Genomic DNA, 14,683 nt, shown 5'->3' with positions numbered 1-14,683 from the left:
ACACTGGCGTCTCTCCCGCGTACTTATTGACCTGCTAGAACACGGCGGTTGAGCCGATCCGGCGGAGTGAGGAGCGACGACCCCATGTTCTACTACGTACTCAAGTACGTGATCCTGGGACCTTTGCTGAGACTGGTCTTCCGTCCCCGGATCGAGGGGCTCGAGCATGTACCGGCGACGGGCGCGGCCATTGTCGCCGGTAATCATCTGTCGTTCTCGGACCATTTCCTGATGCCCGCGATCCTCAAGCGGCGGATCACGTTCCTGGCGAAGGCGGAGTACTTCACGGGCCCCGGTATCAAGGGCCGTCTGACGGCCTACTTCTTCCGCAGCGCCGGGCAGATCCCGGTGGACCGCTCCGGCAAGGAAGCAGGTCAGGCGGCCATCCGCGAGGGCCTCGGCGTGCTGCGCAAGGACGAGCTCCTCGGCATCTATCCGGAGGGCACGCGCTCGCACGACGGCCGCCTCTACAAGGGCAAGGTGGGCGTCGCGGTCATGGCCCTCAGGGCCCAGGTCCCCGTCATTCCCTGTGCGATGATCGGCACCTTCGAGGCCCAGCCGCCCGGGAAGAAGATCCCCAACATCCACCCCGTGGTGATCCGCTTCGGCAAGCCCCTCGACTTCTCCCGCTATGCCGGCATGGAGAACGAGAAGGCGATCCTGCGCGCCATCACCGACGAGATCATGTACGCCATCCTCAGCCTCTCCGAGCAGGAGTACGTCGACCGGTACGCGGCCGACGTCAAGGCCGAGGAAGCCGAGCAGAAGGCGGCCGAGAAGGGGCGCAAGTTCCCGCGGATGCCGCTGAGTTGAAGATAAGAGCATGCGGAGGGGGCGGCCGGGATCCCGGCCGCCCCCTCTTCGTGCCTGTCGTGCTTAGGGACTACGGCTTGGGCGTGGCGTGCGGGGCGCATGTCACGTCGGCCGCGTCGACCTTGCCGGTGAGCAGGTAGGTGTCCACCCGCTCGTTGATGCAGGGGTTGGCCAGTCCGGTGACACCGTGCGAGCCCGCGTTCTTCTCGGTGATCAGACGGGAGCCCTTGAACCGCTTGTGCAGCTCGACGGCGCCCTCGTACGGAGTGGCGGCGTCCCGCGTGGCCTGCACGATCAGCACGGGCGGCAGGCCCTTGCCGGTCTTGACGTTCAGCGGGGTCTGCTGCTTGGCCGGCCAGGTGGCGCAGGGCAGGTTCAGCCAGGCGTTGGCCCACGTCATGAACGGGTACTTCTTGTGCAGCTCGGTGTTGTCGCGGTCCCACTTCTTCCAGCTGGTGGGCCACTTGGCGTCGGTGCACTCGACGGCGGTGTAGACGGCGTTGCCGTTCTCCGAGGCGGCGTTGCCGGCGGTGTCCGACAGGTCCGGAGCGGCGGCGTCGACGAGCGCCTGGGTGTCACCGGCGACGTACTTGCTCCATACGCCGGCGGTGGGCGCCCACGCGGAGTCGTAGTACGGAGCACTCTGGAAGAAGCTGATGAGCTCGGCAGGACCGACGAGTCCGCCGATCGGGTTCTTCTTGGCCGCTGCGCGCAACTGCAGCCACTGGGCCTGGACTTCGGCCCGTGTGTCGCCCAGGTGATAGGTCGCGTCGTTCTTGGCGACCCAGTCCTGCCAGTCCTGCCAGCGCATCTCGAAGGCGACGTCCTGGTCGAGGTTGGCCTCGTACCAGATCTTCTCGCGCGACGGGTTGACGACGCTGTCGGCGACCATGCGGCGCACATGCGTCGGGAAGAGCGTGCCGTAGACGGCGGCGATGTACGTGCCGTACGAGACGCCGAGGAAGTTGAGCTTCTTCTCGCCGAGGGCGGCCCGGATGACGTCCAGGTCGCGCGCGGTGTTGGGCGTCGTCATGTGCGGCAGCATCTCGCCGCTGCGCTCGGCGCAGCCGTCCGCGTACTCGGCGGCGAGCTTGCGCTGGGCACGCTTGTCGGCCTCGGAGTCCGGCACCGGGTCCATCTTGGGCGCCTTCACGAACTCCTGAGGGTCCGCGCAGGAGATGGGCGCCGAGTGCCCTACACCGCGCGGGTCGAAGCCCACGAAGTCGTACGCCTTCGCCGTGTTGACCCAGAGCGGGGCCTTGGTGGTGACCCGGCGCGGGAAGCGCAGGCCCGAGCCGCCGGGGCCGCCGGGGTTGTAGATGAGGGCGCCCTGGCGCTCCGCCTTGGTGCCCGTGTTGCCGATGCGGTCGACGGCGAGCTTGATCTGCTTGCCGTTCGGCTTCGCGTAGTCGAGCGGCACCGTGACCCAGCCGCACTGGATGGGCTTCTCAAGTCCCCAGTCGGCCGGGCAGTTCTGCCAGTCGATGCCGGCCTTCGCAGCCCGGGCCGCGGCGATCGCGGTGCCGCGCGCCTCGCGGTCCTGGCCGTGGCGGGTGTCCGCACTGGCGGACGGCGCCGCGACGGCGCCGGCTATCAGTGTCGCCGTGACGAACACTCCGGCCGAGCCGAGCGCTGCCGCTTTCTTCTTCGGCGGTCTCATACCCGTCAAGTGGGCCTCCCCGTACGTGTGGTGGTCGGTACGGGGATCCTTTCGGCTGTGACCTCCCTGAGAACAGGGGTGACTTGGCTTCTTTGCCAATCCGATAACCGGTAACCGCCTGCCCGTTGAGCGGAGTTGTCCGTTACGGGACGAGTATGCGCAGGGCTTCGTCGAGGGTGCGGCGCAGCCGCAGAGCGTCCGGGGCGAGGGCGGTCACGAGGACGCCGGGTCCTGCGAGCGGGGTGAGCGCGGCGTACTCACCCAGGAGCTGCGGGCTGGGCGGCGCCTCGGCGAATTCCGGTCGTACGACGATGAGTTGCCCCACGGCGCGATGTCCTGCCAGAACCGCCGGGCCGTCCCAGCCGCCGGGGGCGCCGGGCCCGCAGGACAGTTCCTGGTCGAGCAGTGGGCGCCCGTCGAGACGGACGGTGAGACGGCTGATGAGGCGGCCGGGCTCCTCGTGGGCACGGCCGAGTACCTGTTCCTCACGCAGCGTCAGGCGGGCGCCGGGCGCGAGATCGGCGCGGGTGGTGACGTACAGCTCGCTGCCGTTCGCGGAGATCAACTGCTCGGGCAACCAGCGCAGTTCGGCGCCGTCGGCAACCGTGAGGCGCACGTCGTAGCGTGCCTCGCCCTTGGCCTGGCCCGGCAGGGCGATGGTGGCGGCGGCGGATCCGATGTGTAGTTCGGCGCCCTCGGCGGCGGTCGCCTCGACGGTGAAGTGGTCACCACCGAGGGGGCCGCTCATCGCCCCGACCAGCATGACGCGCGCCTCGGAGCCGGTTGCCCGGGTGCGGCGCAGGGCGAGGGGGCCTTCGCCTTCCAGGGTGGGCAGGGCGGTGCCGCCGCGGCCGTCGGGGCGGGCGGCGATGCGGGCGGTGGCGCGTACGCCGGCTGCTTGGGCGTCTCCGGGTGCCCCGGCCGCTCGGGCTGTTCGGGTCGTCACGGCGTCCACGCGGCGAGTTGGGTCCGTACCCACTCGGCGACCTCACGGACCCCGCCCTCCGCCCTCAACGACTGGAAGACAACCGGCAGTTCGGCGCGCTGGGCCTTGGCATCGGCGGCCATCCGCCCGAGGTCCGAACCGACGTGCGGGGCGAGGTCCGTCTTGTTCACGACCAGCAGATCGGCGGTGGTGACACCGGGCCCGCCCTTGCGCGGGATGTCATCACCACCGGCCACGTCGATCACGAAGATCTGCGCATCGACGAGCCCCTTGGAGAAGGTCGCGGTGAGATTGTCTCCCCCGGACTCGACGAGGATCAGGTCCAGCGGACCGATCTCGTCCTCCAGATCCTCGACGGCTTCGAGATTCGCGGAGATGTCGTCCCGGATCGCGGTGTGCGGGCACGCGCCCGTCTCGACGGCGGTGATCCTCTCGGGCGGCAGCACGGCCTCCCGGAGGAGGAACTCGGCGTCCTCGCGGGTGTAGATGTCGTTCGTGACGACGGCGAGGGAGAGTCCGTCGCGGAGTTCTCGGCAGAGGGCGGCGACGGTGGCGGTCTTGCCGGAGCCGACGGGGCCGCCGAGTCCGATACGGAGGGCACGGCGGGTGCCGTCAGGGCGGTGCGCGTCCGCGCTCACGGCTCCGCCGTGGTGAGGGTGGGAGTGGTCGAGGTGCATGCGGGCTGCTCCTGTGGCTTTCGTGTCGGTCGGTGGTTGTTGTGCTGCCGCCGGGTCCGCGCCCGGGGTTGTTTCGCCCCGCCGCCCCTACCCTTCCCATCCCGGGGCTGGCCCCGGACCCCGCTGCGGGCTGCGCCCCCAGACCCCCATCGGCCTGGCGGCCTCGTCCTCGAACGCCGGACGGGCTGAATTCAGCCCGTCCGGCGTTCGAGGATCGGAGGTCCGGGGCGAGACCCCTCCTACGACGCGAACAGACGAACCGCCCACGCGGCATGCACCTCCGCACCGATCTCCAGCAGCGGCGCGGAAGCCGCAGGCAGCGCGTCGACGCCCTCCTCCACGGCACACCGAGCCGCTTCGGCCGCCCGGCCCGCGACACGGTCGAGATCCGGAGCCAGCCGAGCCAACACCCCCGTGGCGTCAAAGGGATCGAGGCTCAGCAACCGCACCGTCGCGGAAGCCGCCCCACTGACACTCTCGTACGCGGAGCAGTACGCGGCATCCACCTCCCCAAGCCCTGCGGCCCGAGCAGCCACCCCGAGGACGACCGGCTGATGGGCCCCCTTGGGGAACGCCCGCGCCAGGGCGTCGAGTTCGGGAGACGGCCACGTCGCCCGAGCCGCCCGCATCAGCTGCCGCCCGAGCTTCCGCGCGGCAACCCGCAGCGCGGCCGACGGCGTACGGGCGTCCGCCGCGGCGTCGAGTGCCCGAGGATCAAGCCCCAGCGCCCCCGCCGCTGCCAGCGAGGCGGACACCAGCCCCGCCGTGTGCAACCGGCCACGGCAGAACTCCTCAAGACTCTCCGCCCCCGTGATCCGCCCGGCCTTGACGGCCGCCTCGGCCCCGCCGGAGTGCGCGTGCCCACCGGCGGGAAAGCGGCCATCGGCCAGGACGAGAAGCGCGGCTCGGGACATGGTGACGCGTCCTTAGAAGAGGAAGTACCGCTGCGCCATGGGCAGTTCGGCAGCGGGCGTGGCCTCGACCAGCTCTCCGTCGATGTGCACGGCGAAGCTGTCCGGATCGACCCGCACCTGAGGCCGCGCATCGTTCTCTCGCATGTCCGCCTTGGTCACCGCCCGCGTCGACTCGATCGCCACGAACCGCTTCCCGAGCCCGAGGCGATCCGGCAGCCCGTCCTCGACCGCGAGCGGCGCCACGAAGTTGAAGGAGTTGGAGGCCGGAGCCCGCCCGATCGCCCCGTACATCGGCCGGGGCAGAATCGGCTGCGGCGTCGGAATGGACGCGTTGGCGTCGCCCATCTGCGCGTACGCGATCTGCCCGCCCTTGATGACGAGATGCGGCTTGACCCCGAAGAAGGCGGGCTCCCACAGCACGAGGTCCGCGAGCTTGCCGGTCTCGACGGAGCCGACCTCGCGGGCGAGCCCCTGCGCGAGGGCCGGGTTGATCGTGTACTTGGCGACATAGCGACGTACGCGGTGATTGTCGGCGCGCCCGTCACCGGGCAGCGCGCCCCGCCGGCCCTTCATCACATGCGCGGTCTGCCAGGTCCGCATGATGACCTCGCCCACCCGCCCCATGGCCTGGGAGTCCGACGAGATGATCGAGATGGCGCCGAGGTCGTGCAGGATGTCCTCGGCCCCGATGGTGGAGGGCCGGATACGGGACTCGGCGAAGGCCAGATCCTCGGGCACGGCGGGGTTCAGGTGGTGGCACACCATCAGCATGTCGAGGTGTTCCTCGGCGGTGTTGACGGTGTAGGGCCGGGTCGGATTGGTGGAGCTGGGCAGGACGTGCGGCTCAGAGACCACGGTCATGATGTCCGGTGCGTGGCCGCCGCCCGCGCCCTCCGTGTGGTACGCGTGTATGCCGCGCCCGGCGATCGCGGCGAGCGTGTCGGCCACGAAGCCCGCTTCGTTCAGGGTGTCCGTGTGGATCGCCACCTGGATACCCGTCTGCTCGGCGACCGTCAGCGCGGCATCGATGGCGGCAGGTGTGGAGCCCCAGTCCTCGTGGATCTTCAGACCCAGCGCGCCGCCTCGGATCTGCGAGAGCATCGCCTCGTGCGAGACGGTGTTGCCCTTGCCCAGCAGCCCGAAGTTGAGCGGGTACTCCTCCATCGCCTCCAGCATCCGCGCCAGATGCCAGGGGCCGGGCGTGACGGTGGTGGCCTTCGAGCCCTCGGCCGGACCCGTGCCGCCGCCCACGAGGGTCGTGATGCCGGAGGCGAGTGCCTCGTCGGCGATCTGCGGGCAGATCAGGTGCACATGGGCGTCGATGGCACCGGCCGTCAGGATGCGGCCGTTTCCCGCGATGATCTCCGTCTCCGGTCCGATGACCAGGTCCGGATGGACCCCGTCCATCGTGTCCGGGTTGCCCGCCTTGCCGATGCCGGTGATCCGGCCGTCGCGGATGCCGACGTCGGCCTTGACGATGCCCCAGTGGTCGACGATCACGGCACCGGTGATGACGGTGTCCGGCGCACCCTCCGCACGCGTGGCACGCGCCTGGCCCATGGACTCGCGGATGACCTTGCCACCGCCGAACACCGCCTCGTCACCGGCGAGCCCGGGCCCGCCGGATCGATCCTCCTCGATCTCGATCAGCAGATCGGTGTCGGCGAGCCGGATCCGGTCGCCGGTGGTCGGGCCGAACAGATCGGCGTACGCGGCACGCGAGAGCTCAGCCATCAAGAGCACCTCCGGTCTCACCGCGCAGTCCGGGCACCACACGGGCGCCGGTGAGCGGAACGAGTTCGACGTCTACGGGGATACCGGGCTCGAAGCGCACAGCGGTGCCTGCGGCGACGTTGAGCCGCTTGCCTCGCGCGGCGGCGCGGTCGAAGTCCAGACCGGGGTTGGCCTCGGCGAAGTGGTAGTGGGAGCCGACCTGGACGGGCCGGTCGGCGGCGTTGAGGACGGTGAGCCGGGTGACCTCGCGGCCTTCGTTGAAGGCGACGGGTCCGTCGGCGAAAAGGATCTCTCCGGGAATCATGGTGGCCGCTCCCCCGTCAGACGATCGGGTCGTGGACGGTGACGAGCTTGGTGCCGTCCGGGAAGGTGGCCTCCACCTGGACGTCGTGGATCATCTCGGGGATGCCCTCCATGACGTCCTCGCGGGTGAGGATCTTGCGCCCGGAGGCCATGAGTTCGGCCACGGTACGGCCGTCCCTCGCGCCTTCGAGGATGTGCGACGTGATGAGCGCGACGGCTTCAGGGTGGTTCAGTTTCAGTCCGCGCGCCCGGCGCTTCTCGGCCACGTCGGCGGCCACATGAATGAGTAGCCTCTCCTGCTCGTGCGGGGTCAGTTGCACGGCGTCCCACCTCACAGTCCTCGCTCCGGACCGTGCGGGGTCCGGCTTCCGCAGCCGCCGGGCAAAATCCCAGGTGGCGTGGAGGCGCAGGCTAATTGGGCGGCGTTTCAGCGAAGTTAACCAGCCGTCGGCCGACTCAGGCCCGCGCGTCGGGGTTCCCCATGCTCATCAGGCCCCGCAGCCCCTCCTGCAACACCTCCACCGGTGCGGTACCGAAGATCGCCATCTGTGCCACAAAGCCCTGCGCCGACGCGATCATGGTCCGGGCCACGCTTTCGGCCGGTACGTCGTCCCGCATCATCCCCGCGTCCTGATAGCCCTGGACGACCTTCATCCAGGCCCCCTGCACGCTGCTGTAGCCGTCGTTGATCACGGCCGACAGCTGTTCGTTGCGCAGGGTCTCCGTCCAGACCTGGATGATCAGCCGGGGGTACACGAACTCCCCGTTGTGGACCATCCCCGACCTCCCTCCGAGGACCGAGCCCATGACGCGCCCTACCAGCTCGTCGGGCGGCGGGGGCGGGCTCTGGCGGGCTGCCGCCTCGAAGTGTTCACGAATCTCCGACAGCACCTCGGTCACGATCGCACTGATCAGCTCGTCCTTGCCGCTGAAGTAGCGGTAGACGGCACCCGCCGAGAGATTCACCTCCTTCAGCACGTCCTGCATGGACGTGGCGTGGAAGCCGTTGCGGGCGAAGCAGAGGGCCGCGCCGTCGAGGATCTGACGGCGACGGGCATCGAGGTGTTCCTGAGTCACGCGGGCCATGACAGAAAAGTAAAACGAACATTCCTTCTTGACAAGCCCGCAGGGTTCGCCGGATGGTGGCAACGAACGTAAAACGAACGATCCTTCTTTATGAGCCTCGACCTCGATCGGAGAGGAAACCCATGTCCGCCACCTCCGCTACCGCCACCAGGACCACCACTCCACCACCGTCGACAGCACCCTCGCCGTCGCACGGCCGCCGTATGGTCGCCGTCGTCCTGCTGGTCCCCGTCCTGGTCGCCCTCGCACTGTGGGCGTTCGCCTGGCCCGCGGCCCGTACCGCGCCGCACGACCTGCCGCTCGGCGTGGCGGGTCCCGCTACCGCGACGGCCCAGGTGGAGCAGCGGCTCGAGGCCCGCGAGGGCGCCTTCGAGATCCACCGTTACGCCGACGAGAGCGCCGCCCGGGACGCGATCGAGGACCGGACCGTATACGGGGCGGTCGTCGCCACCGAGCAGGGGCCGAAGCTGCTCACCGCCTCGGCCGCGAGTCCGGTCGTCGCCCAGCTGCTCCAGCAGGCGGTGACCCAGCAGGCGGGTGGCGCCCAGGTGCAGACCGTTGATGTGGCGCCGGCCTCCGCCGGTGATCCACGCGGGGCGGCGCTGTCGTCGAGCGTGCTGCCGATGGCGCTGGCCGGCATCGGCGCGGGAGCCGCCGTGACGCTGCTGGGGCTGCGTGGCTGGCGTGCGGCCGGTGCGCTGGTCGGCGCGGCTGTCCTGGTCGGCGCGGTGGCCGCCGCGATCGCCGACAGCTGGCTCGACGTGCTCACCGGGAACTGGTGGGCCGAGGCGGGCGCTCTCGGGCTGTCGACGCTGGCGGTGAGCGCCGCCGTCGCGGGTCTCGCGGCCCTGTTCGGCACGCCGGGCGTCGGGCTCGGCGCGTTCGTCATGATGCTGCTCGGCAACCCGTTCTCCGGCGTCGGCTCGGCACCCGAGATGCTGCCCCAGCCGGTCGGCGCGATCGGTCAGTGGCTGCCGCCGGGGGCGGGCGCCTCACTGCTCCGCTCGGTCTCGTTCTTCGACGGAGCCGCCGCGGCCGGTCCCGCGCTCACCCTCACCTGGTGGGCAGCGCTCGGCCTTGGCGCGATCATCCTGGGCAGCGCGCTCCAGCGGCGCAAGGCACCTGCCGACCCGGTCGTCGCCGAGCGGGAACCCGCCCGGGCCGGCTGACCACCGCGAAGAGCCGACCGTGCGCCCCCGCAGTAGCGGACGGGGGCGCACGGTCTTTTGCGTGCACGGGCGCCGCCCACAGGAGTGCCCTACGAGGCGCTGGGCCCCCGGTGCTCCGCCGCGATACCGAAGCGCTGCTGTTCGCGGGGAGCGGACGCGACCTCGCGGACGCTGGAGACGGCGCTGATCACCTGCTCCTCGGCCGGGTCTTGAAGTTCTTCGAGTCGTTCCAGGTCAGCGGCGGAGACAAGGGCGACGAGGGGCTTTCCGTGCCGCGTCACGACGACACGCTCCCCGCCGTACACCACTTTGTTGATCAGGTCGGCGAGCTCAGCCCTGGCTTGCGTCACCGGAATCTCGTAGGCCATGCTCCCCATCATAACGTCATGTACGTCCTGTACATTTTTTACAGGACCTCACCCGGAGGAGGCGTGTGTCATGACCCGACCGTCCGCCCGCTACGTCCTGCCCGAGTTCACCGAACGCACCAGCGCGGGGCAGCGGACCATGGATCCGTACTCGAAGCTGCTGGAGGAGCGGATCGTCTTCCTGGGGACACCGATCGACGACACGTCGGCGAACGACGTGATGGCGCAGTTCATGCACCTCGAGTACCAGTCGCCGGACCGCGACATCTCGCTGTACATCAACTCCCCCGGCGGCCAGTTCAGCGCGATGACCGCGATCTACGACACGATGCGGTTCGTCAGCTGTGAGGTGGAGACCGTCTGCCTGGGGCAGGCGGGGGCCGCCGCCGCGGTACTGCTCGCGGCCGGTGCGCCGGGGAAGCGGTCCGCACTTCCGGACGCACGCGTGCTGATCCACCAGCCGGCGCTCCCCGAGCCGGTACAGGGCCAGACATCCGATCTGGCCATCCAGGCCGAGGAGTTGATGCGCACGCGCAGGATGCTCGAGGAGATGCTCGCCAGGCACACCGGCCAGAGCCAGGAGCGGATCAGCGCGGACATCGAGCGGGACAAGATCCTGGAGGCACCGCAGGCTCTGGAGTACGGGCTGGTCGACCGCATCATTCCGAGCCGCAAGACCTCGCTCACCGCCCCCGGCGCGAGGTGAACGGCGGATGCTCCCACCCGAATTGCCCCCACTGCCGGCCCTGACCCGGGCGGAGGGTGAACTGGTCGACCGTTACCTGGAGGTGCTCGATCTCCTCGGCCGGATCAATCCGGCGAACCGCGGCGACACCTATGGCGGACTGCGCGCGGCACAGGCGCTGGTCACCAAGGCCACCGCGCTGCGCGATGCGCTGAACCTGATGCACCAACGCGGCGAGCACGAGTTGCACGCACCGACCCTGACGCGGGCCCTGCGGGTCCTCGACGGTGAACGTCGGGCGGCCCGCGTCGCCTTGCCGCCGGAGACCTCCGACATCTGACGCCCACCGAGCGGCCCGGGGGCTCCGCAGGCGACTGAGGGGGCGTCCGGGCAAGATGTGAAACGGACCAAATGACGTACCCCTGAAAGGAGTAGACAGAGGTACGTTCAAAGGCCCCCACAACTTGCGCAGCGCGCGTACTCAAACACCGGAATCGGACATTCCGGTGCTGGTACGAGGGCCCTCGACCCCTCGACGCTCGTTCGACAACAGGCCTGTCCACCCGAACGGATGAGTGGTGAGTAAGCCCACAAACCGCCGATTCCGCTCGGACTTTCCGACATTCGTGCGTCAAGATCCCTTCCGACGACAAGCCCCCGCCGCAGCGGCGGGGCGGTCCGGGCGGACGCCGAGTCCTGCCGCCGCCCGGATGACGGGTCGACAGAAGTGGATCGGCAGGAGTGGAGGACCCAAGCACGACGGGCCGCCGGAGACTTCCGAGTGGTCCTTGGGGTGAAGCCGCACACCGCGGCCGGGCAACTTCGCCAGCCCGAATCCGACAGGTCATCCTTCACAGGCGGCTGACGAAGGGTTGCGCATGTCTGCGCTCAATCGTGTCCCGTCGCTGTTGACCAGGGCCGGTACCGCATCGGCTCTCACCGTCGCCGTTGTCGGCGGCAGCGTTGTTGCCCCCGGTCTCACATCCGACGCCGAAGCAGTAACCCCAGCGAAGAAGGCACTTCAGGTAGCGGCCTCCAAAAAGGGATCCCCGTACAAGTGGGGAGCCACGGGGCCCAGGCGCTTCGACTGCTCCGGGCTCACGCTCTACTCGTTCAAGAAGGCGGGGAAGAAGCTGCCCCGTACGGCCGCCCAGCAGTACAACAAGACGCGCCACATCTCGGCTTCGAGCCGCAAGCAGGGAGATCTGGTGTTCTTCCACTCGGGCCGGAACGTGTACCACGTCGGCATCTACGCCGGGAAGGGACGGATCTGGCACTCCCCGAAGACCGGGGACGTGGTGAAGCTGCAGAAGATCTGGACGAAGAGCGTCTGGTACGGCCGGGTCAGGTGACGCGCGTGGGGTGGCGGCGGTCATCGCCGCCACCCCACGGGGCGTGATTCGGGCGGCTGACGGGTTACTCATGGATCCATGGCCCACCAACCGCCCAGCGACCGAGAGCCCGACGACCGAGAGCCCGACGAGCGACGTCCGGGCGACGAGCGTCCGTACGCTCAACGGATGGAGCGGCGCGAGACACCGCTCGAGCGCGCCGACCGCAACTTCATCGAACTGCTCCAGGAGTTGAGGGTCACCCAGACGGGCGTACAGATCCTCTTCGCATTCCTGCTGACTCTCGCGTTCACTCCGCGCTTCCCGTCTCTCGACTCGGTGCAGCGCGCCACGTACATCACGACGCTGTTGCTCGCCGTGCTGTCCTCCATCCTCCTCACGGCACCGGCCGCCCTGCACCGCCGGCTGTTCCAGCAGGGCGCCAAGCCGCAGATCGTGGCGGTCTCCTCGCACCTCGCCCAGATCGGGATGGGTGTGCTGGCATTCGCGCTCACCGGCTCGGTCCTGCTTGTCGTCGATGTGACGGCGGGCCGCCTCGAAGGGATTCTGGCCGGCGCGGCCACCTTGGTGATCTGCTTCGGCCTGTGGGGGCTCGTGCCGCTCTTGATGAAACGGGCCGGCGGCAGGAACCCGGACGATTCCTGAGCCCTGCCGGCCGGGCTCTCCGGCTCAGGCGAGCACCGTTTCGAGAACGAGCCCCAGTCCCAGCACCGTAAGAGCGGTTCCGGTGACGGCCTCGATGGCCCGGGCCGTACGCGGCCTGCGCAGCCACCGGCCGAGCCGGTCCACGAGCAGCGCGACCGCCGGGAACCAGATCAGGGCGAGCGCGACCACGATCAGCGCGAGGACCAGCGTCCGAGGCATCGCGGGACTTCCAGCCGGTACGAACTGCGGCAGCAGGCTGAGGAAGGTGATCGTCGCCTTCGGGTTGAGGGCGTTGGTGACGAAGCCCTGCCGCAGGGCTCCGGCCCCGGACACGACCGGCGGATCCTCTGCCCCCGTCGTACGCCTGCCGCGCACCGACTGCAGCGTCCGCACGCCGAGCCAGAGGACGTAGGCACCGCCGAGCAGTTGGAGCGCGCGGAACAGCGGGGGCACGGCGGTCAGCACCGCGGCCACCCCGACGACGGCGAGGGCCGTGTGGACGAGCAGCGCCGCCGCGATGCCGAGCGCGCACGCGATACCGGCCCGGCGGGAGACCAGGGCGTTGCGGACCACGACGGCGAAGTCGGCACCGGGCATGGCCACCAGGCCTGCGGCGACCCCGGTGAAGGCGATGAGCTGTCCATCCATGAGCACCAGCGTGCCCGCTGCAAGCCTTCAGCAGGTATGTGCAATATCCTGGACCAGCCTTAAGCAGTTCTTTAGTCCGCACTAGGGCCGGGAGCCTCGCATGTACGACCCCACGCGGCTCGCGGCGCTGGTGGCGGTCGCCGAGGTCGGCTCGATCACCCGCGCCGCCGAGCGCCTCGGCTACACCACTCCCGCGCTCTCCCAGCAACTGGCCAAGCTGGAGCGGGAGGCGGGCACGGCGCTTCTCGTACGCCACCACCGCGGCGCCCGCCTGACCGGCGCGGGCGAACTCCTCGTGGCCCGGGCGCGCCGGGTGCTGGACGAGATGGACCGGGCGCGGCTCGAACTGGCGCGCCTGGCCGGGCTGTCCGGCGGCACGCTACGGCTCGGCACTTTCCAGACGGCAGGGATCCATCTGCTGCCGCCGGTGCTGAGCGCGTTCCGCCGGGCCCATCCTGATGTGGAGCTGAGCGTGGCGGACTACGAGCCGCCGGCCGGCATCGCCGCGGTGGCCGCGGGCCAGGTGGATCTGGCGCTGACGCACGGCTACGAGCCCGCGGACCCCGTCCCGCTGCCCGCCGCGGTGTCCGCGGAGCAGGTCATGGTCGAGGAGCTGGTGCTCGTGACCGCCCCCGGGCACGCCCTGACCAGCGGCTCGTCGCGGCTGCCGCTGACCGGTCTTGCCGGCCGGCAGCTGATCAGCATGGCCCCGGACCACCCGCCCCGGCAGGGCGTGGAGGCCGCGCTCGCCCGCGCGGGCGCCACACCCTCGGTCCTCGTCGCGACTCCCGGCTACGCCCTCGTGTGCGCCCTGGTCAGCGCGGGCCTCGGCATCGCGGTGGTCCCGGAGATGGTCGCCAGAACCGCCGCCACTCCCGTGAGCATGCGTCTCCTGGAGCCAGGCGACCTGCGCAGGACGATCTCGGTCGCCTATCGCACCGACGAGCAGGCACCCGCGGCCGACGCCTTCCGCGCGCTGCTCCGCGGCGCTTTCGGCCGCGCGTCCCACCAGACCTGACAGTCAGCACCCCTGAGGGTCCGCAGCCGACAACCCGCAATCCCCGCAGCCCCTCAGTCGGCAGGGACCGGCTGAACCGGAGTCGTCCAGGGCAGCATGATCGAAACCGTCTTGCCGCCCTCACGGGTGGGCCGGACCGTCAGCTTCCCCCCGCACTCGGCCGTGAGGAAGCGGATGATCACCATCCCTCGGCCGTTGTCCTGCTGGACGGCCGCGGGGAGTCTCTTCGGGAAGCGCGGATGGCTGTCGGTCACGCCGATGCGCAGTTGCTCGTCACGGTCGAGCGTGAGGTCCACCGTGAAGGTCGGTGACTGGCCGAAGGTGTGCTGGACGGCGTTGGTGGCGAGTTCGGAGACGATGAGACGGACGGTGTCGGCGGCTTCCGCGTCGGACGGAAGGCCCCATTCGGCAAGGACGTTGGCGACGTAGCTGCGAGCGGCGGAGACCGAGGCGGGATCGCTCGGCAGAGTGACGGATGCTTCCAGGTGGTCTGCCATGGCGAGGTCGTCCCTTTCCCACGGGACCGGAGTCCGACACGGAGCGGAGGTTCGAGTACGGTCCCGGACTGGTGCTGCGCGCCAGACTGCCACTACAGGGCCGGTCTCGGTGCCGATCCACCAAGATATGCATATATCTGTCGCTCGAAGCGGTGAACTCTCCGACGA

Annotated in this window: 18 protein-coding genes and 1 riboswitch; of the genes, 7 read left to right on the top strand and 11 right to left on the bottom strand. The window is 69.8% G+C overall.

Features of this window, described 5'->3' with window-relative positions; genetic code table 11:
- The first annotated feature begins 84 nt into the window (after positions 1–84).
- Positions 85–813: a lysophospholipid acyltransferase family protein gene (locus ACFYO0_RS00790; RefSeq protein WP_388668439.1), complete on the top strand. Its 729-nt coding sequence runs from the start codon at positions 85–87 to the stop codon at positions 811–813.
- Between the two features lie 70 nt (positions 814–883).
- On the opposite strand, the gene ACFYO0_RS00785 is transcribed toward ACFYO0_RS00790, so the two are convergent.
- The 8 genes from ACFYO0_RS00785 to ACFYO0_RS00750 form a co-directional block, all read right to left on the bottom strand.
- Complete coding sequence (locus ACFYO0_RS00785) at positions 884–2,473, bottom strand: alpha/beta hydrolase (protein WP_388670785.1); 1,590 nt, start codon at positions 2,471–2,473, stop codon at positions 884–886.
- 142 nt (positions 2,474–2,615) lie between these two features.
- Positions 2,616–3,419: an urease accessory protein UreD gene (locus ACFYO0_RS00780; RefSeq protein WP_388668436.1), complete on the bottom strand. Its 804-nt coding sequence runs from the start codon at positions 3,417–3,419 to the stop codon at positions 2,616–2,618.
- Entirely contained in the window at positions 3,416–4,096 is a 681-nt protein-coding gene (gene ureG / locus ACFYO0_RS00775; protein ID WP_388668434.1) for an urease accessory protein UreG, read from the bottom strand. Before ureG ends, ACFYO0_RS00780 begins: the two co-directional genes overlap by 4 nt.
- A 239-nt stretch (positions 4,097–4,335) precedes the next feature.
- On the bottom strand, positions 4,336–5,010 hold the full coding sequence (locus ACFYO0_RS00770) for an urease accessory protein UreF (RefSeq protein ID WP_388668431.1): 675 nt from the start codon (positions 5,008–5,010) through the stop codon (positions 4,336–4,338).
- 12 nt (positions 5,011–5,022) lie between these two features.
- Positions 5,023–6,744 carry an urease subunit alpha gene (locus tag ACFYO0_RS00765; RefSeq protein WP_388668428.1) on the bottom strand — a complete coding sequence of 574 codons (1,722 nt, stop codon included), beginning with the start codon at positions 6,742–6,744 and terminating at the stop codon, positions 5,023–5,025.
- A complete protein-coding gene (locus ACFYO0_RS00760; RefSeq protein WP_165263778.1) occupies positions 6,737–7,048 on the bottom strand; it encodes an urease subunit beta in 312 nt (103 codons plus the stop codon). Before ACFYO0_RS00760 ends, ACFYO0_RS00765 begins: the two co-directional genes overlap by 8 nt.
- Before the next feature lie 16 nt (positions 7,049–7,064).
- Positions 7,065–7,367, bottom strand: a complete 303-nt coding sequence (locus ACFYO0_RS00755; protein WP_055614092.1) for an urease subunit gamma — start codon at positions 7,365–7,367, stop codon at positions 7,065–7,067.
- Positions 7,368–7,503: 136 nt separating this feature from the next.
- A complete protein-coding gene (locus tag ACFYO0_RS00750) occupies positions 7,504–8,133 on the bottom strand; it encodes a TetR/AcrR family transcriptional regulator (RefSeq protein ID WP_388668424.1) in 630 nt (209 codons plus the stop codon).
- Positions 8,134–8,336: 203 nt separating this feature from the next.
- Between ACFYO0_RS00750 and ACFYO0_RS00745 the strand changes: the two genes are divergently transcribed.
- A complete protein-coding gene (locus tag ACFYO0_RS00745) occupies positions 8,337–9,302 on the top strand; it encodes an ABC transporter permease (protein ID WP_388670782.1) in 966 nt (321 codons plus the stop codon).
- Positions 9,303–9,391: 89 nt separating this feature from the next.
- Here ACFYO0_RS00745 and ACFYO0_RS00740 read toward each other — a convergent pair whose 3' ends face one another.
- On the bottom strand, positions 9,392–9,670 hold the full coding sequence (locus ACFYO0_RS00740) for a type II toxin-antitoxin system Phd/YefM family antitoxin (RefSeq protein ID WP_388668421.1): 279 nt from the start codon (positions 9,668–9,670) through the stop codon (positions 9,392–9,394).
- 70 nt (positions 9,671–9,740) lie between these two features.
- Between ACFYO0_RS00740 and ACFYO0_RS00735 the strand changes: the two genes are divergently transcribed.
- The 4 genes from ACFYO0_RS00735 (at position 9,741) to ACFYO0_RS00720 (ending at position 12,352) form a co-directional block, all read left to right on the top strand.
- Entirely contained in the window at positions 9,741–10,376 is a 636-nt protein-coding gene (locus ACFYO0_RS00735) for an ATP-dependent Clp protease proteolytic subunit (RefSeq protein WP_388668418.1), read from the top strand.
- A 7-nt stretch (positions 10,377–10,383) separates the two neighbouring features.
- Entirely contained in the window at positions 10,384–10,695 is a 312-nt protein-coding gene (locus tag ACFYO0_RS00730) for a hypothetical protein (RefSeq protein ID WP_386343356.1), read from the top strand.
- A gap of 347 nt (positions 10,696–11,042) precedes the next feature.
- A riboswitch (cyclic di-AMP (ydaO/yuaA leader) is annotated at positions 11,043–11,230 on the top strand.
- Between the two features lie 3 nt (positions 11,231–11,233).
- The gene (locus ACFYO0_RS00725; protein WP_386343358.1) at positions 11,234–11,707 is read left to right on the top strand and encodes a C40 family peptidase; all 474 of its coding nucleotides are present in this window, start codon (positions 11,234–11,236) and stop codon (positions 11,705–11,707) included.
- A gap of 78 nt (positions 11,708–11,785) precedes the next feature.
- The gene (locus ACFYO0_RS00720; RefSeq protein ID WP_388668414.1) at positions 11,786–12,352 is read left to right on the top strand and encodes a DUF6328 family protein; all 567 of its coding nucleotides are present in this window, start codon (positions 11,786–11,788) and stop codon (positions 12,350–12,352) included.
- Positions 12,353–12,376: 24 nt separating this feature from the next.
- Here ACFYO0_RS00720 and ACFYO0_RS00715 read toward each other — a convergent pair whose 3' ends face one another.
- Positions 12,377–13,000: a LysE family translocator gene (locus ACFYO0_RS00715; RefSeq protein ID WP_388668411.1), complete on the bottom strand. Its 624-nt coding sequence runs from the start codon at positions 12,998–13,000 to the stop codon at positions 12,377–12,379.
- Positions 13,001–13,100: 100 nt separating this feature from the next.
- Between ACFYO0_RS00715 and ACFYO0_RS00710 the strand changes: the two genes are divergently transcribed.
- Entirely contained in the window at positions 13,101–14,018 is a 918-nt protein-coding gene (locus ACFYO0_RS00710; RefSeq protein ID WP_388668408.1) for a LysR family transcriptional regulator, read from the top strand.
- A 53-nt stretch (positions 14,019–14,071) separates the two neighbouring features.
- Here the strand turns inward: ACFYO0_RS00710 and ACFYO0_RS00705 are convergent, their stop codons facing one another.
- A complete protein-coding gene (locus ACFYO0_RS00705) occupies positions 14,072–14,515 on the bottom strand; it encodes an ATP-binding protein (RefSeq protein WP_388668405.1) in 444 nt (147 codons plus the stop codon).
- Positions 14,516–14,683 lie beyond the last annotated feature (168 nt).

It is taken from the genome of Streptomyces sp. NPDC006365, assembly GCF_042870755.1.
Taxonomy (GTDB): domain Bacteria; phylum Actinomycetota; class Actinomycetes; order Streptomycetales; family Streptomycetaceae; genus Streptomyces; species Streptomyces xiangluensis.
The sequence above is the reverse complement of the archived record's forward strand: the minus strand, read 5'-3'. Positions and strand labels throughout refer to the sequence as shown.

Bases quoted from the DNA above. Each gene is read 5' to 3' on its own strand.
- ACFYO0_RS00750 (WP_388668424.1), bottom strand. From the start codon at position 8,133: ATGGCCCGCGTGACTCAGGAACACCTCGATGCCCGTCGCCGTCAGATC.
- ACFYO0_RS00710 (WP_388668408.1), top strand. From the start codon at position 13,101: ATGTACGACCCCACGCGGCTCGCGGCGCTGGTGGCGGTCGCCGAGGTC.
- ACFYO0_RS00730 (WP_386343356.1), top strand. From the start codon at position 10,384: ATGCTCCCACCCGAATTGCCCCCACTGCCGGCCCTGACCCGGGCGGAG.
- ACFYO0_RS00740 (WP_388668421.1), bottom strand. From the start codon at position 9,670: ATGGCCTACGAGATTCCGGTGACGCAAGCCAGGGCTGAGCTCGCCGAC.
- ACFYO0_RS00745 (WP_388670782.1), top strand. From the start codon at position 8,337: ATGGTCGCCGTCGTCCTGCTGGTCCCCGTCCTGGTCGCCCTCGCACTG.
- ACFYO0_RS00770 (WP_388668431.1), bottom strand. From the start codon at position 5,010: ATGTCCCGAGCCGCGCTTCTCGTCCTGGCCGATGGCCGCTTTCCCGCC.
- ACFYO0_RS00785 (WP_388670785.1), bottom strand. From the start codon at position 2,473: ATGAGACCGCCGAAGAAGAAAGCGGCAGCGCTCGGCTCGGCCGGAGTG.
- ACFYO0_RS00725 (WP_386343358.1), top strand. From the start codon at position 11,234: ATGTCTGCGCTCAATCGTGTCCCGTCGCTGTTGACCAGGGCCGGTACC.
- ACFYO0_RS00790 (WP_388668439.1), top strand. From the start codon at position 85: ATGTTCTACTACGTACTCAAGTACGTGATCCTGGGACCTTTGCTGAGA.
- ACFYO0_RS00765 (WP_388668428.1), bottom strand. From the start codon at position 6,744: ATGGCTGAGCTCTCGCGTGCCGCGTACGCCGATCTGTTCGGCCCGACC.
- ureG (WP_388668434.1), bottom strand. From the start codon at position 4,096: ATGCACCTCGACCACTCCCACCCTCACCACGGCGGAGCCGTGAGCGCG.
- ACFYO0_RS00735 (WP_388668418.1), top strand. From the start codon at position 9,741: ATGACCCGACCGTCCGCCCGCTACGTCCTGCCCGAGTTCACCGAACGC.
- ACFYO0_RS00705 (WP_388668405.1), bottom strand. From the start codon at position 14,515: ATGGCAGACCACCTGGAAGCATCCGTCACTCTGCCGAGCGATCCCGCC.
- ACFYO0_RS00720 (WP_388668414.1), top strand. From the start codon at position 11,786: ATGGCCCACCAACCGCCCAGCGACCGAGAGCCCGACGACCGAGAGCCC.
- ACFYO0_RS00715 (WP_388668411.1), bottom strand. From the start codon at position 13,000: ATGGATGGACAGCTCATCGCCTTCACCGGGGTCGCCGCAGGCCTGGTG.
- ACFYO0_RS00760 (WP_165263778.1), bottom strand. From the start codon at position 7,048: ATGATTCCCGGAGAGATCCTTTTCGCCGACGGACCCGTCGCCTTCAAC.